General features: G+C 60.7%; 20 protein-coding genes and 7 tRNA genes. 5 read left to right on the top strand and 22 right to left on the bottom strand.

Features of this window, described 5'->3' with window-relative positions; genetic code table 11:
- Positions 1-111: 111 nt before the first annotated feature.
- Positions 112-1,539, bottom strand: coding sequence for an argininosuccinate synthase (argG, locus tag OF385_RS09635; RefSeq protein ID WP_264275189.1), 1,428 nt, complete (start codon positions 1,537-1,539; stop codon positions 112-114).
- A gap of 132 nt (positions 1,540-1,671) precedes the next feature.
- Between argG and OF385_RS09630 the strand changes: the two genes are divergently transcribed.
- On the top strand, positions 1,672-2,646 hold the full coding sequence (locus OF385_RS09630; RefSeq protein WP_264277893.1) for an aldo/keto reductase: 975 nt from the start codon (positions 1,672-1,674) through the stop codon (positions 2,644-2,646).
- An 80-nt stretch (positions 2,647-2,726) separates the two neighbouring features.
- Here the strand turns inward: OF385_RS09630 and OF385_RS09625 are convergent, their stop codons facing one another.
- The 9 genes from OF385_RS09625 to msrB form a co-directional block, all read right to left on the bottom strand.
- Positions 2,727-3,200: a ubiquinol-cytochrome c reductase iron-sulfur subunit gene (locus tag OF385_RS09625; protein WP_264275188.1), complete on the bottom strand. Its 474-nt coding sequence runs from the start codon at positions 3,198-3,200 to the stop codon at positions 2,727-2,729.
- 134 nt (positions 3,201-3,334) lie between these two features.
- Positions 3,335-5,458, bottom strand: coding sequence for a 3-hydroxyacyl-CoA dehydrogenase NAD-binding domain-containing protein (locus OF385_RS09620; RefSeq protein WP_264275187.1), 2,124 nt, complete (start codon positions 5,456-5,458; stop codon positions 3,335-3,337).
- Positions 5,459-5,470: 12 nt separating this feature from the next.
- Positions 5,471-6,688: a thiolase family protein gene (locus tag OF385_RS09615; protein ID WP_264277892.1), complete on the bottom strand. Its 1,218-nt coding sequence runs from the start codon at positions 6,686-6,688 to the stop codon at positions 5,471-5,473.
- 190 nt (positions 6,689-6,878) lie between these two features.
- Entirely contained in the window at positions 6,879-8,129 is a 1,251-nt protein-coding gene (locus tag OF385_RS09610; protein WP_264275186.1) for an HRDC domain-containing protein, read from the bottom strand.
- Between the two features lie 49 nt (positions 8,130-8,178).
- Complete coding sequence (locus OF385_RS09605) at positions 8,179-8,817, bottom strand: DUF3000 domain-containing protein (RefSeq protein WP_264275185.1); 639 nt, start codon at positions 8,815-8,817, stop codon at positions 8,179-8,181.
- 61 nt (positions 8,818-8,878) lie between these two features.
- Positions 8,879-9,940 (bottom strand): threonine aldolase family protein, encoded by a 1,062-nt coding sequence (locus tag OF385_RS09600; RefSeq protein WP_264275184.1) that lies wholly within the window; start codon positions 9,938-9,940, stop codon positions 8,879-8,881.
- Positions 9,941-10,015: 75 nt separating this feature from the next.
- Positions 10,016-10,699, bottom strand: a complete 684-nt coding sequence (locus OF385_RS09595) for an SDR family NAD(P)-dependent oxidoreductase (protein ID WP_264275183.1) — start codon at positions 10,697-10,699, stop codon at positions 10,016-10,018.
- 45 nt (positions 10,700-10,744) lie between these two features.
- A complete protein-coding gene (locus OF385_RS09590; protein WP_264275182.1) occupies positions 10,745-12,130 on the bottom strand; it encodes a DUF6421 family protein in 1,386 nt (461 codons plus the stop codon).
- A 148-nt stretch (positions 12,131-12,278) separates the two neighbouring features.
- Positions 12,279-12,710 carry a peptide-methionine (R)-S-oxide reductase MsrB gene (gene msrB, locus OF385_RS09585; RefSeq protein ID WP_264275181.1) on the bottom strand — a complete coding sequence of 144 codons (432 nt, stop codon included), beginning with the start codon at positions 12,708-12,710 and terminating at the stop codon, positions 12,279-12,281.
- A gap of 62 nt (positions 12,711-12,772) precedes the next feature.
- Between msrB and OF385_RS09580 the strand changes: the two genes are divergently transcribed.
- Positions 12,773-13,999, top strand: a complete 1,227-nt coding sequence (locus OF385_RS09580; protein WP_264275180.1) for an alpha/beta hydrolase family protein — start codon at positions 12,773-12,775, stop codon at positions 13,997-13,999.
- Between the two features lie 75 nt (positions 14,000-14,074).
- On the opposite strand, the gene ybaK is transcribed toward OF385_RS09580, so the two are convergent.
- The 3 genes from ybaK to OF385_RS09565 are packed head-to-tail and all read right to left on the bottom strand — an operon-like array spanning position 14,075 to position 15,975.
- Complete coding sequence (gene ybaK, locus OF385_RS09575) at positions 14,075-14,575, bottom strand: Cys-tRNA(Pro) deacylase (protein ID WP_264275179.1); 501 nt, start codon at positions 14,573-14,575, stop codon at positions 14,075-14,077.
- A 48-nt stretch (positions 14,576-14,623) separates the two neighbouring features.
- Entirely contained in the window at positions 14,624-15,064 is a 441-nt protein-coding gene (locus tag OF385_RS09570) for a SufE family protein (protein ID WP_022876475.1), read from the bottom strand.
- Positions 15,061-15,975: a sulfurtransferase gene (locus tag OF385_RS09565; protein ID WP_264275178.1), complete on the bottom strand. Its 915-nt coding sequence runs from the start codon at positions 15,973-15,975 to the stop codon at positions 15,061-15,063. Before OF385_RS09565 ends, OF385_RS09570 begins: the two co-directional genes overlap by 4 nt.
- Before the next feature lie 213 nt (positions 15,976-16,188).
- Here OF385_RS09565 and zapE point away from each other — a divergent pair, with 213 nt between their 5' ends.
- A complete protein-coding gene (gene zapE, locus OF385_RS09560; RefSeq protein WP_264275177.1) occupies positions 16,189-17,229 on the top strand; it encodes a cell division protein ZapE in 1,041 nt (346 codons plus the stop codon).
- A gap of 24 nt (positions 17,230-17,253) precedes the next feature.
- Here zapE and OF385_RS09555 read toward each other — a convergent pair whose 3' ends face one another.
- From OF385_RS09555 to OF385_RS09515, 9 genes are all read right to left on the bottom strand, one after another.
- Entirely contained in the window at positions 17,254-18,384 is a 1,131-nt protein-coding gene (locus tag OF385_RS09555; RefSeq protein WP_264275176.1) for a benzoate/H(+) symporter BenE family transporter, read from the bottom strand.
- Positions 18,385-18,571: 187 nt separating this feature from the next.
- The gene (locus OF385_RS09550) at positions 18,572-18,793 is read right to left on the bottom strand and encodes an antitoxin (protein WP_264275175.1); all 222 of its coding nucleotides are present in this window, start codon (positions 18,791-18,793) and stop codon (positions 18,572-18,574) included.
- Positions 18,794-18,957: 164 nt separating this feature from the next.
- Positions 18,958-19,033: transfer RNA gene (locus OF385_RS09545), tRNA-Gly, on the bottom strand.
- 19 nt (positions 19,034-19,052) lie between these two features.
- Positions 19,053-19,128, bottom strand: a tRNA-Gly gene (locus OF385_RS09540).
- A gap of 23 nt (positions 19,129-19,151) precedes the next feature.
- Positions 19,152-19,223 (bottom strand) — tRNA-Val (locus tag OF385_RS09535).
- A 53-nt stretch (positions 19,224-19,276) separates the two neighbouring features.
- A tRNA-Gly gene (locus OF385_RS09530) sits at positions 19,277-19,349 on the bottom strand.
- A 49-nt stretch (positions 19,350-19,398) separates the two neighbouring features.
- Positions 19,399-19,470: transfer RNA gene (locus OF385_RS09525), tRNA-Val, on the bottom strand.
- A 26-nt stretch (positions 19,471-19,496) separates the two neighbouring features.
- Positions 19,497-19,567, bottom strand: a tRNA-Cys gene (locus OF385_RS09520).
- Positions 19,568-19,621: 54 nt separating this feature from the next.
- Positions 19,622-19,694 (bottom strand) — tRNA-Gly (locus OF385_RS09515).
- A gap of 192 nt (positions 19,695-19,886) precedes the next feature.
- Between OF385_RS09515 and OF385_RS09510 the strand changes: the two genes are divergently transcribed.
- Together OF385_RS09510 and def are read left to right on the top strand one after the other, a co-directional pair.
- Positions 19,887-20,729 carry a PD-(D/E)XK nuclease family protein gene (locus tag OF385_RS09510; protein WP_264275174.1) on the top strand — a complete coding sequence of 281 codons (843 nt, stop codon included), beginning with the start codon at positions 19,887-19,889 and terminating at the stop codon, positions 20,727-20,729.
- 94 nt (positions 20,730-20,823) lie between these two features.
- Entirely contained in the window at positions 20,824-21,387 is a 564-nt protein-coding gene (def, locus tag OF385_RS09505) for a peptide deformylase (protein ID WP_264275173.1), read from the top strand.
- Positions 21,388-21,390: the final 3 nt, after the last annotated feature.

The raw sequence follows: 21,390 nt of genomic DNA, 5'->3' as shown, positions 1-21,390 counted from the left end.
TCCCTTACCGCTCTAAACGGATTCTTCCGCCGAGAACTGAGCTCATATGCAAAAAGACCGGCGCTACTTCCTGAGAAGTAGCGCCGGTCAGCGTTTATCTAGCAACAGACCTTAGTCGGTGCCAGCGTCGAATGCAGCAGATTCAATGGCGCGATCGGTTGCGAGATCATCGCTGTCTACCGAGGTAGCGTTGACGATGTCGTTAGCTCCGCCGGCTTCCAGCGAGCCAACAAGCTTGGCGGTGGTGCCACCGACCAGGCCCATGTTGGCGTACTGTTCCAGACGGCCGCGGGAGTCAGCGATATCCAGGTTGCGCATGGTCAACTGGCCGATGCGGTCCACCGGACCGAAGGCCGCGTCGCCCACGCGTTCCATGGACAGCTTGTCCGGGTGGTAGCTGAGGTTCTCGCCCTCGGTGTTCACGATGGTGTAGTCGTCGCCTCGGCGCAAGCGGATGGTGACGGTACCGGTGATGGCAGAGCCAACCCAGCGCTGCAGCGATTCGCGCAGCATCAGCGCCTGTGGGTCCAGCCAGCGGCCTTCGTACATCAGGCGGCCCAGGCGGCGGCCTTCGTTGTGGTAGCTGGCTACGGTGTCTTCGTTGTGAATGGCGTTCACGAGGCGCTCGTAGGCGATGTACAGCAGCGCCATGGCAGGTGCTTCGTAGATGCCGCGGGACTTGGCCTCGATGATGCGGTTCTCGATCTGGTCGCTCATGCCCAGGCCGTGGCGTCCGCCAATGATGTTGGCTTCATTCACGAGAGCCACCGCATCGGTGTATTCCTTGCCGTTGATGGCCACCGGGCGGCCGGCAACGAAGGTAACCGAGACGTCTTCGGTCTTGATCTCAACGTTCTCGTCCCAGTACTTCACGCCCATGATCGGCTCAACGGACTCGATCGAGCTGTTAAGCAGTTCCAGGGTCTTGGCTTCGTGGGTTGCGCCCCAGATGTTGGCGTCGGTCGAGTAGGCCTTCTCGGCCGAGTCTCGGTAGGGGAAGCCGTGTTCCTGCAGCCACTCGGACATTTCCTGGCGACCGCCGAGCTCGGTGACGAAGTTCGGGTCGAGCCATGGCTTGTAGATGCGCAGCTTCGGGTTGGCCATCAGGCCATAGCGGTAGAAACGCTCGATGTCGTTGCCCTTGTAGGTCGAACCATCGCCCCAGACATCCACGCCGTCCTCGCGCATGGCGCGAACCAGCAGGGTGCCGGTGACGGCACGGCCCAGCGGTGTGGTGTTGAAGTAGGTCTTGCCGCCGGTGCGGATGTGGAAGGCGCCGCAGGCAAGAGCGGCGAAGCCCTCTTCGACGAGTGCTGGCTTGCAGTCAACCAGACGGGAGTTCTCAGCTCCGTACTCCAGTGCACGGCCAGGAACAGCGTCGATATCTGGTTCGTCGTACTGGCCGAGATCGCCAGTGTAGGTGTATGGAATGGCGCCCTTGTCGCGCATCCAGGCTACTGCCACCGAAGTGTCGAGGCCACCGGAGAACGCAATTCCGACGCGCTCGCCTACAGGAAGATTGGTAAGAACTTTAGACATGTTTCCATCCTAATGGATAAATATGCAATGCAGTGAATTGTGTCTTTAACTCTTCGGCCACGGGGCCTAACCGATAGCCTAGGGGTATAAGGTCGCTCAGAAAAGCGGCGAAGGAAAAACAGTGAGGTGTATATGGAATTCCGTCAACTTGGCCACAGTGGATTGAGCGTTTCCGTCGTAGGTTTGGGCTGCAATAATTTGGGCCGAACCGGCACCGCCACTGAGTCCCAGGAGGGCACCGACGCGGTGGTCCACGCCGCATTGGATGCAGGCATCACGTTTTTCGACGTCGCTGATAACTACGGCAAGACCGCCGGGCTCTCGGAGCAGCGGCTGGGTAAGGCTTTGGGCAAGAACCGCGAGGACATCGTTCTCGCCACCAAATTCGGCATGGATGTCAGCGGAGCCAATGGGCCGGACTTCAACGCACGCGGTTCCCGCCGGTACATCATGAAGGCCGTGGAAGCTTCCTTGAAGCGGCTGGGTACCGAGCACATCGACCTGTACCAGTTCCACACCCCTGATCCGAACACGCCGATCGATGAGACCCTGCGTGCCTTGGATGATCTGGTCACCAGCGGCAAGGTCCGCTATATCGGCCATTCGAACCGTGCCGGTTGGCAAATCGCGCAAGCCGAATATGTAGCCCGTGAGCTTGGCACCGAGCGATTCGTCTCGGCGCAGAATCACTACAATCTCATTGACCGGCGTGCGGAACTGGAAGTTCTGCCGGCGGCTCGCGAATTCGGCTTGGGCGTCCTGCCGTACTTCCCATTGGCCAACGGATTGCTGACTGGAAAGTACTCCAAGGGCTTCGCGCCTGAAGGAAGCCGCTTGACCCATGCTCGCCAGCAGTTGGTGGAGACCTCGGATTTCGAACAGCTGGATCGTTTTGCGCAGTTTGCCGCTGAACGGGATTTGGCGCCGATCGAATTGGCTTTCTCTTGGCTTGCAGCCCAGCAGCCAGTGGCTTCGGTCATTGCCGGAGCCACCCGTCCTGAACAAATCCAGATGAATGCGCAGGCAGTGCGTTGGGTACCCACCGACGAGGAACGCGCCGAGCTGGATTCCATTTTCCCGGCTCCGCAGAAGGTTGCGCTCTTCTAGACGCTGTTGCTCATAACGAGAGGCTGCAATCCCAATACAAGGGATTGCAGCCTCTTGCTGTGTTCAGCGGACTATCCGACCTATTTCGAATCGGTGACGAAGACGATAATCTTGCCGTTGTTGATTTCGGTTGCATAGCGGGCGAGGGGAGCGATGGCCGGGCCATCAGTCACCGTCCCGTCTGCAGGCTTAAAACGCGATCCATGGCAGGCGCAGAAAAAGTCTTCCTGCGTAGATTTGGTTGTCACGACGCAGCCTTGGTGGGTGCAAACGCTCGAATAGGCCAAGACAGTCTTCTCGTCTGGGCGGAACAGCAGGACAGGAATTTCAGCGCCGGTCGGATGCTTTGCCTGGACGGTGGCTCGTGCGCCAACTTCCAATTCGGCCAGGTCCATAACTGCCTGGCCGTTTCCGCTGGCCGATGGAACTGGAGAAGCTTCGGGAACTTGCGCCTCGGAATGACCATCGCCACAGGCGGTCAGCAGTGCGGCAGAACCAAGAGCGGCCGAGGCGCACATGACGGTGCGGCGGGCTGGTTGAGCGAAGTCAGTCATGGAAACATTCTGACAGATCACCCTGTGGCGGTGCTAAGAGCCGGAGAATAATTTTCCACCTCAGCCCCGTCAAGACGCCAGAATGACTTTGGGCTCCATTCCTCGAGGAATGAAGCCCAAAGTTTGTGCCGGGATCAGCTATTGAATTTCTTGCCGTTCACGCGTTCTGAAGCACCCACCTGGTCAAGATATGGGGTGATTCCACCCAGGTGCATAGGCCAACCCGCGCCGGTGATCATGCATAGATCGACATCGGCGGCTTCGGCTACAACGCCTTCAGCCAAAAGCAACCCGATTTCCTGAGCGAGCGCGTCCTGCACACGCAGGAGAATTTCTTCTCGGGTAGATGGGGACGATCCCTGGACCAGCAGATCCTTGGCATCTGGGTTCATGACCTGTTCGCCGTGATCGTTCTTGACCCACAAAGTGGTGATCTTTGCATCAATCAGTTTCTGGAGGTTCTCAGAGACCGCGAAGCGCGCGCCGAAGGCAGCGTTCAATGACTCATTGACGTGCTGGGCCACCGGAAGACCGACCATGGCCAGCAAAGTGAATGGACTCATCGGGAGCCCCATAGGAGTCAACGCGGAATCAGCGGTAGCGGCGTCGGTTCCTTCATCGAAGGCCGCTTGGACTTCGCTCATGAGGCGCAGCAGGACGCGGTTGACGACAAAGGCAGCCGCATCTTGGGTCTTGACCGTCGTCTTCTTCAGTTTCCTGCCCAACACGAAGGCTGTGGATAGCGCAGATTCGCTGGTCCATTCGGTGGCCGCGATTTCCAGCAACGGCATCACGGCAACCGGGTTGAAGAAGTGGAAGCCGACTAAGCGCTCTGGATGCTTCAGATCCCGGCCCATCTCGGTAACCGACAGGGACGAGGTGTTGGTGGCAAGAATGCACTCGGGGGAGACCACTGCTTCGACTTCAGCGAAGACCTGCTTCTTGACGCTCAGCTCTTCGAAGACCGCCTCGATGACGAAGTCAGCATCCGCGAATGCCTCCTTGGTGACTGAACCGGTGACCAAGGCCTTGGCGCGATTCACCGCGTCTTGGCTCAAACGGCCCTTGCTGTGCAGCTTGTCGATTTCCCCGTGGATGTAGGCCAGGCCCTTATCCACGCGCGACTGGTCCAGATCGGTGATGACTACCGGAACACTGAGGCGACGGACAAAGAGCAAAGCCAGCTGGCCGGCCATTAAGCCAGCGCCGACAACGCCGACCTTTGAAACCGGGCGGGCGAGCTTTGCATCGGGTGCACCGGCCGGGCGCTTGCCGCGTTTCTGCACCAGATCCAGGAAGGCATATACGGTGTTCTGGAATTGGCTGGTTCGCATCAATCCAGTCAGGGCTTCGACTTCAAGCTGGGCGGACTCCTGCTGGGTCAAGGTCAGTCCCTTGCGGAAGACTTCCAAGACCTTGTACGGGGCCGGGGCGGCACCTGAGAGCTTGGAATCAACGAATTGTTCAGCTTGATCGGCTGCATCGAGCCAACGACGTGCGACGTCCGGATCGCTGGGGTCCACGGCATTGGGCCGCTGGACCTGGGTTTCCCCGGACAGGACCGCGTCGACAAACGTGGTGGAGTGCTCGATGAAGTCCGCTGGCTCGAAGAGGGCGTCAGCGACACCCATCTTGTAGGCGGCAGGGCCGGAGAGGGTTCGGTTGTTATTCAGCGGGTTCTCGATCATCACCTTCAAGGCGTTCTCGGGACCTACCAGCCGTGGCAGGCGGTAGACACCGGCCCATCCCGGGATCAAGCCGAGAAAGGACTCAGGCAGGCCCAAGGCGCCGGCCGTGCTGCTCACGGTGCGGTAGTTGCAGGCCAGGGCGATTTCCAATCCGCCGCCGAGGGCCAGTCCGTTGATGAAGGTGAAAGTCGGCACTCCCAGGTCAGCGAGCAACTCGTAGGTGTAGTGTCCCAACGATGCCATGGCAGTGGCCTGGTCGGGAGCGCTGAGGCGGGTGACCGCCGAGAGGTCTGCGCCGGCTATCAGGAAATAAGGCTTGCCGGTGATGGCCAGGGCATGGATCTCTCCGGCCTTGGCGCGTGCGGCTTGGATTTCAAGGGCAGCCCGCAATTCCAGCAGGCCGTTGGGCCCCAAGGTGGTTGGCTTTTTGTGGTCCAGGCCGTTGTCCAACGTCAGCAATGCCAGGATCTTGCCGCTTGGCAGGGCCACGTCGTTGACGTAGGAGTGGGTGACGGTCTCGTCATGCATGAGTTCGGCGACGGCCGAGAAATTAGTGGTGGTTGCAGTCATCGTTATCTGTCCTTACGCCTTGCTGCCGAAATCAGGATGGTGAGGGTTTTCCCAAATGACGGTGCCGCCCATGCCCAGGCCTATGCACATGGTGGTGATGCCATAGCGCACGGTGTGGTCCTCGGAGAATTGCCGAGCCAGCTGGGTCATCAGGCGGACGCCAGAAGAAGCCAGCGGGTGGCCCACGGCAATGGCGCCGCCGTAGCGGTTGACTCGATCGTCATCCTGGTCGATGCCGTAGTAGTCCAGGAACGAAAGGACCTGGACGGCGAAGGCCTCGTTGATTTCAAAGAGCCCGATATCCTCGATGCCCAGCCCTGCCTTGGCGAGCGCCTTTTCGGTGGCTGGCACCGGGCCGTAGCCCATGACATCTGGCTCGACGCCGGCGAATGCGAAGGAGACCATGCGCATCTTGGGCTCCAGCCCGAGCTCGCGAACGGCGTGGCCGCTGGCGAGCAGCGCTGCGGTGGCGCCGTCGTTCAAGCCTGCGGCATTGCCGGCGGTGACTCGGCCGTGGGCGCGGAATGGGGTGCGCAATTCGGCGAGTGATTCCAGGGTGGTACCGGGGCGAGGAGGCTCATCCTTGGTATTGACGGCCCATCCTTCGCCTGGACGCTGGGCGGCAACGGCCACCAAGTCTGGCTGGATCTGCTGGTTCTCGTAGGCCTTGGCGAGTTTGGCCTGCGAGGCCACGGCATAGCGGTCGGCGCGTTCCTTGGTGATCTCCGGGAAGCGGTCGTGCAGGTTTTCCGCGGTGTTGCCCATATTCAGTGCCTGCGGGTCCACGATCCGCTCAGAAAGGAAACGCGGGTTCGGGTCCGCTCCGGCGCCCATGGGGTGATTGCCCATGTGCTCCACACCGCCGGCCACGACGAGGTCATAAGCGCCAAAGGCAATGCCTCCTGCGGTAGCGGTGACGGCGGTCATCGCACCGGCGCACATGCGGTCGATGGCGAAACCGGGAACGGACTTGGGGATGCCGGACAGCAGCCCCACGGTGCGGCCGAGGGTCAGCCCCTGGTCTCCGGACTGCGTGGTGGCGGCAATGGAAATTTCGTCGATCTGCTCGGCGGGAACCTTTTGGTTGCGTTCGAGCAAGCCGCGGACCGCTTTGACGGCCAGATCATCAGCGCGGGTTCCATGGTAGATACCCTTTTCGCCTGCTTTGCCGAAGGGAGTACGGACTCCATCGACAAACACGACGTCGCGGTCATCGAGCGTATGGTGCATGTTACTGGGCACGGTCGAAGCGTTGGCACTCACCGGCGGGCTCCTTGGGGTTGGTTCATGCTGCCCGGAGTCGGGCAGTGGCCAGCATCACTGTGACCTAAACCATAGGTTACTCAGGAGTAACTTGAAGTGCAAGTGCAACACATCACAGTCCCAAGATGCCGTGCGGCGCGTGCGCGGGACTGCAGCCCTAAACGGTGGAGAATGCCTGGGTGAAACCGGGCGACAACAATTCTCGCTGCCATGGACGAGCCCCCAGCGCCTCGAGCTGTTGCGCGACAGTTTCCATGCTGATCAACGCTGGCGGGTTCCAGCACAACTCGCGTAAATATCTGGGAGTCAACAGATTCTCGGCCGGGATATTCCACTGCTCGCTCAGCTCGCCGAGCACCGCCTTGGCTGCGTCCAAGCGGAGGGCGGCAGTAGGATTCTTCTCTGCCCATGAACGGGGGTGGGGCAACCCGGGCTTCGCCGAGCGCAACTCGGGCAAATCCCGGGTATTGCGGCCGCGCTGAATCGCGTCCATCCAGCGCGGGGCATCACGCTTCGCGTGGCGAGTGTGGAATCCAGGGATCTGCAGCAAGGCCGGGACACTGGAGGCCTTCTGCTCGATCGCGGCCATGATGGCGCGATCGGGCAGCAATCGGCCCGGGGCAGTATCCTGGCTGCGGGCCAGGGCTTCGCGCGAGAGCCACAGCTCGCGGGCGATGGCCAGATTGCGCCGGCCCTTGAGCTTGTGGATTCCCGAGAGCTTGCGCCAGGGTTCCTCGGCTGGCTGCGGATCGGGCAGGTTCCGCTCGTATTCGAACTCCTGCAGCGCGAACTGCATCTTGCCCTGCTCTTCGAGGACCTTGGTGATTTCCTGGCGCAGTTCTTCGAGGACCTCTACGTCCAAAGCCGCATAGTTCAGCCACGATTCAGGCAAGGGGCGAGTGGACCAATCCACTGCCGAATGCTCCTTGGCCAGCTGCAGGCCCAATAATTCGGCGACCATGGTGCCCAGCGAAACGCGGGGGAACCCGGCCAGCCGGCCGGCCAATTCGGTATCGAACAAGGAAGTGGGAGACATGCCCAATTCGTGGAGGCACGGCAAGTCCTGGGTGGCGGCGTGCAGAATCCACGGTTGCTGGTTGACGAAGTCGCGCAACTCGCCCAGGTCATCCAATACCTCGGGGTCGATCAGCCAGGTGCCAGCGCCTTGGCGGCGAATCTGGAGCAGGAAAGCACGTTGCCCATAGCGGAACCCGCTGGCTCGTTCGGTATCCACGGCCAGATCGCCAGTTCCCGCGCTGAGTTCCCGTACCGCCCGGCGCAGGGCCACCTGGGTGTTGATGACTTCCGGGATGCCATCGCGGGGATGGGTGAGCGGAGTCAACACGGGTTCTGCGGGCTCAATGCCAGCGGCGGTTGATGCGGACGGGGCGGAGTCAGAATTCGGCATGATGCTTCCATTCTAGATCCAACCGGTCCGGGCCTCGGAGCCGGCAGGGTTAACTTAGCCGGCGATGCGGTAGCTGCTGGACGCCCTCGGGCAGGGGCGGCAGGCCGGCGAAGGTGCACACCAGATCAGCCCAGGCGCTCAAATGCGGCCCGAGGTGATCTGAGTCGGGGGACCAAGAGGCACGCAGTTCGATATCGATGTGGTCTTGTTCCCCGGCGAGATTTCCAAAGGACTCTGAAATCACACGGGTGGCAGTGCCGCCAGCGGAGTGATGGAAAGCCTCTCGCTCGCGCAGCGAATCCTCGAGCCACGACCAGGCAACGGAGGCCAGCATGGCGTCCTGGCCCATCTCGTGATCCAGACGTGCCCGGATGTAGGTGACGATGCGGAACTGGCCGTTCCACAGTTCCTGGCCTGCAGGATCGTAGAGGAGGATGAAGCGTCCGGTCGCCAGCTGTTCCTGCGGCTGCAGGAACGGGGTCCGGCCGATTTCCTGCCCATGCGGTCCGTGGTCCGGGGGCACGACGTCGATCACGTCACCGCTCAACGCCAAAGCGAAGGGAGCCAAGCGCCCCGGCGCTGGAATTTCGGTGAACTTCAGTTCTTTGCGTACCTTGGCATGCGACAGCTCGTCGAGGGCCTTGGCGAAGGCACTCGGGATGGCGGAAGCAGAGCGATCATTGGTCACAATTTGAGTCTAAACGTGCCGTACCTGAGGCGCGGTACGGCACGCCGACCCACACGCTTTGCTACGCGCCCTGGTGTGCTGCCATCAGCTCGCGCAGCTTCGCGATGAACCCGGCGACATCTTCTTCGGTGGTGTCGAAGGAGCACATCCAACGCACCTGGCCGGCCGCGCGGTCCCAGTCGTAGAAGCGGAAATGCTGGCGCAGCTCATCGCTGACCTCGGTCGGCAATTGCGCGAAAACGCCGTTGGCCTGGGTGGGGTAGACCAGCTCGACGCCGTCGATCTGCTGCACTGCCTCGGCGAGCTTGGACGCCATCAGGTTCGAGTGGCTGGCCAATTCCCGCCACAGACCGGTGCCGTACAGTTCGATCAGCTGTGCCGAGATGAAACGCATCTTGCTGCCCAGCTGCATATTCATCTTGCGCAGGTACTTCATGTCATCGGCAAGCTCCTTGCGCAGGGTCAAGATTCCTTCGCCCAGCAGGATGCCGTTCTTGGTTCCGCCGAGCGATACGATGTCCACGCCGGCGTCGGTGGTCAGGGCGCGCAATTCAACGCCCAGCGACGCCGCGGCGTTGGATAGGCGCGACCCGTCAAGGTGCACCTTCATGCCCAGCTGGTGGGCGTGGTCGGCGATGGCCTTGATTTCCTCCGGGGTGTAGAGGGTGCCGAGCTCGGTGGCCTGGGTGATGGATACGGCCAGCGGCTGCGCGCGATGCTCGTCCCCATAGCCCCAGGCTTCCTTGTCGATCAGCTCAGGGGTGAGCTTGCCGTCCGGGGTGGGGACCTGGAGCAGCTTGAAGCCGCCGACGCGTTCTGGCGCGCCATTTTCGTCAACGTTGATATGCGCGGAGGTGGCGCAGATGACAGCGCCCCATCGTGGCAAAAGCGACTGCAATGCGGTGACGTTGGCCCCGGTCCCGTTGAACACCGGGAAGATCGACGCCTCTGGCCCGAACAAATCGCGCGCGACCTGGCCCAAGGCCTCGGTGTACTGGTCCTCGCCGTAGGAAATCTGGTGGCCTCCGTTGGCACGTGCGATCGCGTCGAGGATGCGCGGATGCACCCCGGAATAGTTGTCGGAAGCGAAACCGCGCACGGCAGTCTCGTGAAGTGTTGTCATAGTGATGTGGTCCTTCTCAGGGATTGGAAAACGGGGGCAGAGGGCAAGGCAGCGTGTGAACGCCCAGATGGAGGATCAGGCTTGTCGCAGCGGCAACCTGGTGCCGTTGAGCGCTACCGTGCCATCCGAAAGCAACTCCACTGCAGCCTCGGCCAGCCACTGCACCGAGGTCTGCCCGGAAGCAGTATCTTCGGGCGACGTGTCGCTCAGGGCTTTGACGACCCAACTGAGCGCCGAGGCATGTTCTGCGTTCTTGCTGAACAAGCGCGCGATCGCGTTGACCCAGTGTTCGGCGGCAGCCTTGATGGCACCGTAGTTGGCGTTCGATGGCGTCGGGTTCAGCACGGCTTCGGCGCTGACGATCGCCAAGCGTCCGGCCGCCGAACCGACCAGGTCGTCAACAAACGCCCGGGTGGTGTTGCGCAAGGTCGTCAGAACGGTGCGGTGCAAAAAGTCCCAGTCCTCGTCGCTCTGGCCGGCGATCGATTTGCCGCCGCGCCATCCGCCGACCAGATGTAACAGGCCATCAATCGGGCCGTAGGCGGCATGGATGGCCTGGGCCAGTTCGTGCACTGCCGCGAAATCGGTGAGATCGCATTCGATGCGGGCCTCGACAAAGCCCAAGCGCTCGTCCAGGCGCGCCTGGTTGCTGCCCACGGCCAAGACCCGAACTCCGGCATCGCACAGCGCTTGTGCGCAGGCAATGCCGGAGGCCGAGGTGGCACCGGCGATGAGCACTAATCGTGGTGTCTGGTTCAAGAATGATCTTTCGTCGCTCACACTTCCTACCCTAAGGCAGAAGCGCTAGATTTCTGTCGCGCCGGTCATGCCCTTGGTGGACTCGATGACGCTGGCCATTTTCTTGTTCAATGCCTCGTAGAACATCGACAGCGGGAATTCGTCGTCCAGCACCTGGTCGGTGATGTCGCGCAGCGGCGCGGTCAGCGGCAACGCTTCGGGTCCCTTGGCCCACACGGAGGCGGGATTAGGGGTCACCGTTGCAGAGACCAGTTCATAGGCGGCGAGCCAATGGGCCAGCTTGGGGCGGTCGATGGACTTCCAGTACAGGTCGTCGATCGCATCCCCCAAGGCTGCAACGACTTCTGGGACCTGGTCCCAGTCGATGCTCAGCTTGGTGTCGGTCCAGTGCAGGACGTGGTGCTGATGCATCCAGGCGAACAGCAGCTGGCCGCCCAGGCCGTCGTAGTTGCGTACGCGTGAACCGGTGATGGCGAAGCGGAAGATCCGGTCGAAGATCACTGCGTACTGCACCAGCTTGGCCATCTTGGCGGTCTTCGCATCCGTCTTCGGATTGGCGGCGATCTTCATGGATTCGCGGAAGGCGGTCAGGTCGCAGCGAAGCTCTTCGAGGGAGTACAGGAAGAACGGCATGCGCTGCTTGATCATGAACGGGTCAAAGGGCAAGTCGCCGCGCATGTGTGTGCGGTCGTGGATCAGATCCCACATGATGAAGGTTTCTTCGGTCAGGTGCTGATCGGCCAGCAGCTCGGCGGCATCTTCTGGCAGCTGCAAGTTCGTGATGGACGATGCCTCCTGCAGTACCTTGCGGAAGCGTGCCGCTTCGCGGTCCTGGAAGATGGCTCCCCAGGTGAAGGAGGGGGTTTCGCGAATGGCTACGGATTCGGGGAACAGCACCGCGGAGTTGGTGTCGTAGCCTTCGGTGAAGTCGACAAAGCGCAACGGCACGAACAGTGCGTTGGTGTAGGCCGAACCTTCCAGATCCGCGATGAACTCAGGCCACATCACCTGTACCAGCACCGCTTCGAGATGGCGGTTGGTTGAACCGTTCTGGGTGTACATCGGGAAGAGCACCAGGTGCATCAGTCCATCGATGCGCTGGGCCTGCGGCTGGAATTGCACCAGGGAATCCAGGAAATCAGGCACCGTGAACCCGGCATCCGACCACTGGCGCAGATCGATCACGAGTTGCTCGAGATATTCCGCGTCGTGCTCGAAATGGGCCTGCAGCGTCTGGACCGCGGCGATCACCGTGTCAATGAGCGCGGTGGCCCGCGCAGTCGAGGAGGAGTCGATGAGCGACCCGTCCTTGGCTTGCAGGCTCTGGAATTCCGTGGTGGCGGACTTGAGGGACAGCCACGCCTCGGAGTTCGCGATTTGCTGTACTTCGGCATCGCTGGCTGGCATCGGCTTTGCGGAAATCTGGGTCATTTCAGTACACCTTCTTTTCAAGTTCGGGGGCGCTCATGTGCTTGACATGAACGCTACGCCCAAACAATAGAAAAGTTGATGCTGAGTCACTCATGAATAAGTAACTCTTGTTCTAAATGTGATGTCAACCGCGATGCAGCCACAGCAATTATTCAGCGGAGCTGCGCAGGGCCAGGCTCAGCGAGTTCATGCAATAGCGCAGATCGGTCGGCGTATTGAAGCCCTCGCCTTCAAAAACATGACCCATATGCGAATCGCACGCAGCGCACCGGACTTCCACGCGCTTCATGCCCAGGGACTCATCGGTGATATACCGAACGCGGTCCTCGGCCAATGGGGCATAAAACGATGGCCAGCCACAGCCCGCATCGAATTTGGTCGTGCTGGCAAATAGCTCGGCTCCGCACGCGCGGCAGGAATAGACGCCTTCGGTCGTGGTATCCCAGAACTCGCCGGTAAACGGTCGCTCGGTCCCGGCCTGGCGCAGCACATGGAACTCTTCAGGGGAGAGGACTTCCTGCCACTGCACCTCGGTGCGGGCCGAAACGTCCGGGGTCTTGTTTGATGATTCTTCGCTCATACACATGGAAACGTTCGGACGCGACAGATGATTCCCGCACGACAACGTGGAAAGATGAAAACATGGCTCGGAATATCGCAGATACCCTGCAACCGCGTAAAACCATCCCCGCGACCCTGCTGGGCGTGGGACTGGGGGTTGGCGCCGGTTCGCTGCTGGCGGCCAGCGTCTCGGCGCTCGCCGGATACTTCGCCCGACGCGTTGTCACCCCAGAAGAGCGGCGCATCGGAAACAGCATGATTCGCGAAGTCGTCACCGATGCCGAAGGCAAACTGTGGTTGCACTTCACCAAAGACGCAGACACCAACCAGCCAGGCCCGTGCATCTTCCTGACCGAGTTCGACGCCTGCGCCCTGCGGCTCTCCGCCCCATCCGAGGTGCCAGGCAAAACACGGCTTGTCGCCCGCAGAATCGAGCACGTCTACCGCGGCAGCCTTGAAGGGGTCCGGCGAGGCTACCTCTCCGGAGCGATCTACGAACACCCCCAGGACCTGGGTTTCACCGCCGAGGATGTTGTCGTTCCATTGGAGGGCGGCGACGGGCCCGCATGGCTGGTGCGCGGCACCACCCAGGAAGATGTGTGGGTGATTGGCGTGCACGGCCGTGGTGCGAGGCGCAACGAAACCATCCGCGCACTGCCAGCCCTTGCCTCCATGGGAGTCACGGCGCTGCTCATGAGCTACCGCAATGACGGGCTGGCGCCCAACGCGCCCGACGGCCGCTACGGACTCGGGGATACCGAATGGCTCGATGTCCAAGCCGGCATCAGCTTCGCCTTGGAACATGGCGCGAAGCAAATCATCTTGCTCGGCTGGTCCATGGGCGGTGCCATCAGCTTGCAGACCGCCGACCGCAGCGAACTGGCCGACCATATCGATTCGCTGATGCTCGTGGGACCGGTGATCAACTGGGTCGATGTGCTCTCGCACCAGGCCCGGGCCAATAAGATCCCGCAGTCGGTCGGACGCTTCGCCCAGTGGCTGTTGTCCAATAAGGCTGGACGCTGGGTCACCGGCCAAGCCGCCCCGGTCAACCTGCGCAGATTGAATTGGGTTGACCGTGCCAGCGAGCTGACCCATCCCATGCTGATCATGCATTCGCGCGACGACGAGTTCGTGCCCAACGGGCCCAGCCTCAAGCTGGCTGCTTTGCGTCCGGATCTTGTGACCTTGCGGACCTTCACCAAGGCCGGGCACACGCGCGAGCCGAACGTTGATCCCCAAGGCTTCGCCCAAGCCATTACCAACTTCCTGGGCAAGCGCATCTCTGCCACGGCAGAAGTTTCCTAAGGCATAAATGACCCTGCCTCGCTGCGGTGATAAGTCTCCGCAGCGAGGCAGGGTTTTTCGGGCAGTCCGGCGCGATTAGCTGGTGATGGCGGCCCAGAGGGCTTCGGCGGCTTGTGCGGCGTCCTGCGGGGCGATCTCCAGGCTGAAGCCTCGACGGCCACCGGAAATGAATACCGTCTCGAATTGCTGGGCGCTGCTATCGATCACGGTTCGCGAGTGCTGGCGCTGCCCGAAGGGCGAGATGCCACCGAGCACGTAGCCACTGCGGCGCTGTGCCGCGGCCTTGTCGGCCATCTGCACCTTCTTCTTGCCCAGCGCCGTGCCGATGGCCTTCAAGTCCAGCATCGCTGCTACCGGCACCACCGCCACGGCCAAGTCCTCGGCCGCCGTGGACCCGGTGGAAACCATCAGCGTCTTGAACACCCGATCGCCGCTGACTCCTAATTGCTGCGCTGCCTCGGCGCCATAGCTCTCGGCCGAATCGCTGTGCGTATAACTGTGCGCGACGTAGCTGATGCCGGCAGCGTCCAAGGCCGCGGTGGCTGGCGTGGAGGCAGCCTGCTTTTTCTTGCCCACTACTGAAAATTCCTTTGCTTCAGGCGAGGTGCTCTCGGCGCCAGGGGGCTAGGCAGCCAGCTGTTCGGAGACCTGGCGCTTAATCCGGCCGAGCATCGCGGTCATGCCGCGCATGCGCAACGGCGAGAGCGCACGGGTCAGCCCCAGCTGCTGCGGCATGTCATCGGGCACATCCAATACGGACTGCGCATCAATACCATCCAGTCCCGCGGCCAGCACGGAGGCGAAACCACGAGTGGTTGGCGCCTCAGGCGGGGCGGAGAAGAACAGATTAACCGTACGATCCGCATCTTCGGCGACTTCCACCACCAGGAACAATGGCGACTGGCACTCCACCACTTGCTCGAACAGCTCCGGGTGGTCCGCTAGGCGCGGCGGCAGTTCCGGAAGTTCGCGTGAATATTCCAGCAGCAATTCCAGGCGGTCCGCTTCGGGCACCTCGGTGAACTCTTCGACGATTTCCTTGAGCTCCTCGGGCAGCTGGCTCATGCGCGCGCTCCACGCTTGGCAGGTACCTCGCCCTTGGCTTCGCCGCGGACGATCGGCACGCCTACAGCGTTGCCCCATTCAGTCCATGAGCCGTCATAGTTGCGGACATTCTTGAAGCCCAAGAGGTGCTTGAGCACGAACCACGTGTGGCTGGAGCGTTCGCCGATCCGGCAGTAGGCCACCACATCATCGCCTGGCTTCAAGCCGGCGCCGTCCAGGTAGATTTCCTCCAGCTCTTCGCGCGAGCGGAACGTGCCGTCGTCGGCCGCGGCCTTGGCCCATGGCACCGAGGCCGCGCTCGGAATATGGCCACCGCGCAGTGCGCCCTCTTCCGGGTAGTTCGGCATGTGGGTGCGCTCACCGGTGTACTCTTCAGGCGAGCGGACGTCGATCAGCGGGTTGCCCAGGTGCGCCAGGACCTCGGGCAGGAAGGCGCGGATCTCGGAGTCGGCACGCTCGATGACCGGGTATTCGGTGCTGGCGGCTTCAGGCCTCTGCGTGCTCAGCTCGCGGCCTTCGGCGATCCACTTGTCGCGCCCGCCATCCATCAAGCGCACATCTTCGTGGCCGAAGAGCGTGAAGACCCACAATGCGTAAGCTGCCCACCAGTTGGACTTGTCGCCGTAGATCACCACGGTGCTCTCTCGCGTGATGCCCTTGGCGGACATCAATGCGGCGAATCCTTCACCATCGACGTAGTCGCGGGTGACCTCGTCGTTCAATTCGGTATGCCAGTCGATCTTCAGCGCGCCAGGGATATGGCCTGTGGAATAGAGCAGGATATCTTCATCTGATTCCAGCACGACGAGGTTTTCCTCGCCCAGATGATCGGCCACCCATTGGGTTGAGACCAGGCGTTCAGGGTGGGCGTAAGAGGCGTACTTGTCGTTGGACTCAACGGGCAATGGCATTGATGATCACGATCCTTGCGGTTCTCGGTACGTGGCCACGCTAGAAGCAGGTGGCGCGGGCTCTACTTCTAGCCTAGTCCCGAACGGCGGGGAAGGCAGTGTGGGATACGACATTTTAGGCAATCAACGACGCTATTCAAGGTAAACTGGCCGATGGGCTTGCCATGGCAGCCCGGATCAACTGAGCAATCAACTGAAGGACTCCCACAGCCAATGGCGACAATCACCCACCTGAGCGAGACCAAGCCGAATCTTTCGATCGAAGAATTGCTGGCCGGTTTCCATCCGTCCTACCGCTTTGGTGAAGTCTCCTTCAATACCTACCGGCCCGACCCGACCCAGCCCTCGCAGACCGAAGCCGTGAACAAGCTCAAGGCCTTTGCCGAAACGGTCGGCAAGAAAGATGCCGGGTCCCTCCTGTCCAAGCTCTTTGGAAAGAAAAAGGAAATCAAGAACGGCATCTACCTCGATGGAGGATTCGGCGTGGGCAAGACCCACCTGCTGGCCTCGCTGTGGCATGCAGCACCGGGACGCAAGGCCTTCGGCACCTTCGTCGAATACACCAACCTGGTCGGCGCGCTGTCCTTCCGCCAGACCGTGGATGTCCTCAGCCAGTATTCGCTGGTCTGCATCGACGAATTCGAACTGGACGATCCGGGGGATACCGTGCTGATGTCCCGCTTGATGCGCGAGCTCTCCGATGCCGGCGTGAAGCTCGCCGCGACCTCCAATACCTTGCCTGGCGCGCTCGGCGAAGGCCGCTTCGCCGCGGTTGACTTCCAGCGCGAGATCAAGACGCTTTCCGAGCAGTTCGACGTGCACCGCGTGGAGGGCGAGGACTTCCGCCACCGTGGCCTGCCCGACGCGCCTGAACCATTGGATGATCAGCAGATCGAGGGCTTCGCGCAGCAGCGCTATCCGGAGAAGACCCTTGCCGTCGATAACTTCGACCAGCTCGTGGCCCACCTTTCCCAGGTGCACCCTTCGCGCTACCGCCAGCTCTTGTCAGAAACCGAGGCGTTGGTGCTGCACAACGTGGACACGATTACCGATCAGGCCATCGCCTTGCGCTTCGTGGTTCTGGCCGACCGACTGTACGACAAGGATGTGCCCATCGTTGCCTCGGGCAAGCCGTTCAGCGAATTGTTCACACCGGAGATGATGTCCGGAGGTTACCAGAAGAAGTACTATCGCGCGGTCTCGCGTTTGACTGCGCTGGCTCGAGAAGGCCAGATCGGCGAATCGGCGATCTAGCCTCGCCTGGCCCTCATCAATTCTTCATCGCCGAGCAGCCCGCTCGGCGATGAAGTGCGTTAGCAGTCCCGCCACCAGCGCCCAGAACGCTCCGCCGATGCCAAAAAGCGTGAGATTTCCCGCCGCCACCAAGAGTGTAACCAGAGCGCTCAAACGCCATGTGGGATTAGTGATCGCCCCGGTGAGGGAACTTCCCAGCGTGGCCAACAAGGCCAGTCCGGCCGCCGCTTGGAACAGGCCTTCAGGCGAGGCATTCGCCACCGAGACGATCAGCGCGCTGAACGCGCCGAAAACCAGGTAGAAGGCGCCTGAACTGGCTCCGGCCCGCCAACGAAGCTTCGGATCGGCTCCCGCCTGCTCTCCGGCAGCCAAGGCCGCGGTGATAGCTGCAAGGTTGATGGCATGCCCGCCAAATAGCGCGCCGACACCAGTTCCGATCCCGGTGAAAACCATCGAAGGGCGCCACGGCAGCACGTATCCGAAGGAATTGAGCACCGCCACGCCCGGAATATTCTGCGAGGCCATGGTGACAATGAATAGCGGCACGCTGATGCTGGCTATCGCCTGCAATGAAAATTCAGGCACAACGAATTCCAGCTGCGGTACGACCTGTAATTGCGACCAATTTTGGTTCTGCCCGATATGCCAGAGCCCGAATGCCACGGCAGCCAGCATGCTCAAAGCCACCGCGAACCGAGGCAGCATGCGCAATCCGATCAAGAAGACCAGCAGTATGCCTAGCGCCGGCAGGGTAATTGTGCCCAGCGAGGTGAACGGCTTGATGCACAGGGGGAGCAGCACGCCGGCGAGCATGCCCTGAGCAATGGGCACAGGGATCCGGGTTAGCAGCTTGTGCAATCCAGGGACAAGCCCGGTGAGCACGATCAGGATGCCGCTGATAATGAATGCGCCAACCGCTTCTGAGAACGTGAATGCCCCCGGCGCCAAGGAGGCAAGCATCGCGGCACCGGGGGTGGACCAGGCGATGCTGATCGGCATTCGGTGCCGCAAGGACAGAGCGATCGTGCACACGCCCACGAGCACCGAGAGGGTCAGCAGGCCCGAGGCCGCTTGAGAAGGTGAAGCGCCGACTTGAAATAACCCAGCGAGTACAACTGCGAAGGAGGCGACGAAGCCAACCATTGTGGTGATCAATCCAGCAATTAAGGCTTGGCTTAAACTATTTTCACTCGAGGCGCGTTGAACCATAAGTCATTTCTACAGGTTCGCTCCGGCTAGGGGATAATCACATCAGTTTGTGAAGTTAAACTGAAAAGGCACCGACCGCAGTCGGTGCCTTTTCTGGATGCTCGGGCAAGCCGAGGGGAGTTATCCGAAGGGATTAGCCTTCGTTGTTCTCGCCTTCGCCACCCTCAGCGCCTCCGCCAAGTCCGTCGACGTAGTCGTTAGCGCCCTGCTGGGCACCGTCGACCTGCTCTGCGAACTTGCCACCGGTCTTGTCGTCGATAAAATCGCCGACCTGATCGATGCCCTGGGAGACCTGGTCTGGGTTCTCTTTTGCGAATTCCTCTGCTTTGCCACGTAGATCATCAAAACCTACCATGATGCACCTCCATTCGTTTGTGGGAACCCCTTTAGCTCCACAACTGTTCCCCACCCTAAAACTAAAAATGTGATCAGGGAAGAGCAGTGGAAAACTCGGGCGTGTCGAACGGTGGGAATTAAAGCAAAAATGGGAACCACTAGGAGTGATTCCCATTCTTTATGTGGAGCGGTCAACGAGGTTCGAACTCGCGACCTCAACCTTGGCAAGGTTGCGCTCTACCAGCTGAGCTATGACCGCAAAACTATATTCTATTATTTGGAGCGGTCAACGAGGTTCGAACTCGCGACCTCAACCTTGGCAAGGTTGCGCTCTACCAGCTGAGCTATGACCGCATGAATACCACGAGGATATCCAGTGCGCGATACTGGGATCGAACCAGTGACCTCTTCCGTGTCAGGGAAGCGCGCTACCGCTGCGCCAATCGCGCCGAAGATTCACTATGGAATCCCGACAGAATTCAAATGGAATCTGAATTCTCAGAGCGGTCAACGAGGTTCGAACTCGCGACCTCAACCTTGGCAAGGTTGCGCTCTACCAGCTGAGCTATGACCGCATACTATTCACTTAATTACAGATTCATGGTCTGGTGAACCATAAGTCCGTGCGCGATACTGGGATCGAACCAGTGACCTCTTCCGTGTCAGGGAAGCGCGCTACCGCTGCGCCAATCGCGCTAAAAAGATCTGCAATCTTCATTGCGAGGTGGGGACGGGATTCGAACCCGCGTATACGGCTTTGCAGGCCGCTGCCTCGCCTCTCGGCCACCCCACCATACTGGCCGAAGCCAGAGTGACTAGTTTTACCTAGTCGGTGAATCTTTTTGCGAGCGGACAACGAGGTTCGAACTCGCGACCTCAACCTTGGCAAGGTTGCGCTCTACCAGCTGAGCTATGTCCGCAAAATGTGCTGTTTTCTGAACGTTTCCGTTCGTTCCAACGAGTAAAAACTCTATACGAGATTTCGCATCCGTCCAAATCGAAACGCTGAGATCTGGTTCACAGCGCCCAAAAACCCCGGAAGTACGCGGAAAATTCATATTTCCATCGCGACTAGGAGCGAAGCGGGGTAGCCGCATGTCATGATCGTGTGCATGACGTCTCCAAAATTAGCCACTCAGACCGGTTCAGGCCGCATGTACAGCAGGGCGGTCGGGGGAGAAGCAATTGTCCCATCCATCACCACAGTCATCGGCATGGACAATATGGATCTTTCTGGCTGGGCCGGCTACATGGCGGCTAAGTCGTTGTCGGAGGACCAGCGGCTTGCGCAGGCCCTGGCAGACAGGCGGCAACTGCGTTCATTGGTCAGGGACGCGGCAAACGCTGCTGACATCTATCGCGACCAAGCGGCAGCTCGCGGGGACCGCGTCCACAACTATGCAGAAGCGTGGGCGCTTCAAGCACTAGGGCAAGAACACGATCTTGCCGGCGCCAAGGCACAGTTAGAAGCTAATAACGAGCTGGCCTACGCTCAGCACTTCGAATCCTGGTGGGCGGACTACAAAGTTGAACCTCTCGCCGCGGAAGTTACGGTTTGGAATGACACGGTTGGCTACGCAGGAACCATTGATCTAGTAGCCAAGATCGGCGGGCGGGTGTGCATCGTGGATTACAAGACGAAAACCTCTGACCGCGATGGCATCGTCAAACGCCCCGATGACAAGGTCATCATGCAACTCGCCGCGGCGTGCAAAGCTGAAGAACAGGTAGTCGATGCCGAAGCTGGCGTATGGAAGCCATGGGACTACGGAACAGACACCGTGCTGCTGGCAGTTGCGCTAGGGGAGACCGGAACTCGAACCTTCATGGCCCCCGAATCTGCAATGCCGGACTACTGGGCAAAGTTCTTCGCCTTACGCCGCAATTGGGAAGCCACCCACAAGATCTCCCGAGCGCGGGCAACGCTGGCTGAAATCACGCCGCCAGCTCAATGAAGCCCAGCGCCGACCGCGTAGACTGGAACGGTTAGCTTTCAGCGCAGCAAGAGCTCATACCATCAGTCAACGGCAAAGAAGGTACCAGCGGATTATGGCGATTTTGGGAATTCGGATCATCGGAGACCCCGTTCTACGCACCCCAGCGCAGGAGGTGACCGACTTTGGCCCGGAGCTCCAGAAGCTCGTCGAAGACATGGATCAGACCATGGAAGACGTTCATGGCGCTGGCCTCGCCGCACCGCAGGTGGGCGTTTCACTGCGTGTGTTCACCTATCAAATCGGTAGCGAACGCGGCCATATCGTCAACCCGGTGCTAGAACTGAGCGACGATTTCCAGGACGACCAGATTGAAGGCTGCCTTTCCATCCCAGGTGTCGCCGCGCCGGTACCGCGACGCCGCTACGTCAAGGCCAAGGGCTTCGATAAATTCGGCAACCCCGTTGAATTGGAAGGCGCCGACATGCTGGCACGCTGCTTCCAGCACGAAACCGACCACCTGGACGGAATACTCTTCCTTGATCGGCTCGCGCCGGAGGAGAAGAAAGCGGCGTGGCGCACGCTGCGTTCGGCCAATTACTCGCAAACCGCCAATGCCACGGTGCAACAACGCTCAGGCGCGCTCGGCTCCAGCTTCGGCGCAGGATTGGGGAACTAAGAC

The organism is Glutamicibacter sp. JL.03c, assembly GCF_025854375.1.
Taxonomy (GTDB): Bacteria; Actinomycetota; Actinomycetes; order Actinomycetales; family Micrococcaceae; genus Glutamicibacter.
The sequence above is the reverse complement of the archived record's forward strand: the minus strand, read 5'-3'. Positions and strand labels throughout refer to the sequence as shown.

Coding starts and splice junctions, on each gene's coding strand:
- argG (WP_264275189.1), bottom strand. CDS start 1,539: ATGTCTAAAGTTCTTACCAATCTTCCTGTAGGCGAGCGCGTCGGAATT.
- OF385_RS09630 (WP_264277893.1), top strand. CDS start 1,672: ATGGAATTCCGTCAACTTGGCCACAGTGGATTGAGCGTTTCCGTCGTA.
- OF385_RS09625 (WP_264275188.1), bottom strand. CDS start 3,200: ATGACTGACTTCGCTCAACCAGCCCGCCGCACCGTCATGTGCGCCTCG.
- OF385_RS09620 (WP_264275187.1), bottom strand. CDS start 5,458: ATGACTGCAACCACCACTAATTTCTCGGCCGTCGCCGAACTCATGCAT.
- OF385_RS09615 (WP_264277892.1), bottom strand. CDS start 6,688: ATGCACCATACGCTCGATGACCGCGACGTCGTGTTTGTCGATGGAGTC.
- OF385_RS09610 (WP_264275186.1), bottom strand. CDS start 8,129: ATGCCGAATTCTGACTCCGCCCCGTCCGCATCAACCGCCGCTGGCATT.
- OF385_RS09600 (WP_264275184.1), bottom strand. CDS start 9,940: ATGACAACACTTCACGAGACTGCCGTGCGCGGTTTCGCTTCCGACAAC.
- OF385_RS09590 (WP_264275182.1), bottom strand. CDS start 12,130: ATGACCCAGATTTCCGCAAAGCCGATGCCAGCCAGCGATGCCGAAGTA.
- msrB (WP_264275181.1), bottom strand. CDS start 12,710: ATGAGCGAAGAATCATCAAACAAGACCCCGGACGTTTCGGCCCGCACC.
- OF385_RS09580 (WP_264275180.1), top strand. CDS start 12,773: ATGGCTCGGAATATCGCAGATACCCTGCAACCGCGTAAAACCATCCCC.
- OF385_RS09570 (WP_022876475.1), bottom strand. CDS start 15,064: ATGAGCCAGCTGCCCGAGGAGCTCAAGGAAATCGTCGAAGAGTTCACC.
- OF385_RS09565 (WP_264275178.1), bottom strand. CDS start 15,975: ATGCCATTGCCCGTTGAGTCCAACGACAAGTACGCCTCTTACGCCCAC.
- zapE (WP_264275177.1), top strand. CDS start 16,189: ATGGCGACAATCACCCACCTGAGCGAGACCAAGCCGAATCTTTCGATC.
- OF385_RS09550 (WP_264275175.1), bottom strand. CDS start 18,793: ATGGTAGGTTTTGATGATCTACGTGGCAAAGCAGAGGAATTCGCAAAA.
- OF385_RS09510 (WP_264275174.1), top strand. CDS start 19,887: ATGACGTCTCCAAAATTAGCCACTCAGACCGGTTCAGGCCGCATGTAC.
- def (WP_264275173.1), top strand. CDS start 20,824: ATGGCGATTTTGGGAATTCGGATCATCGGAGACCCCGTTCTACGCACC.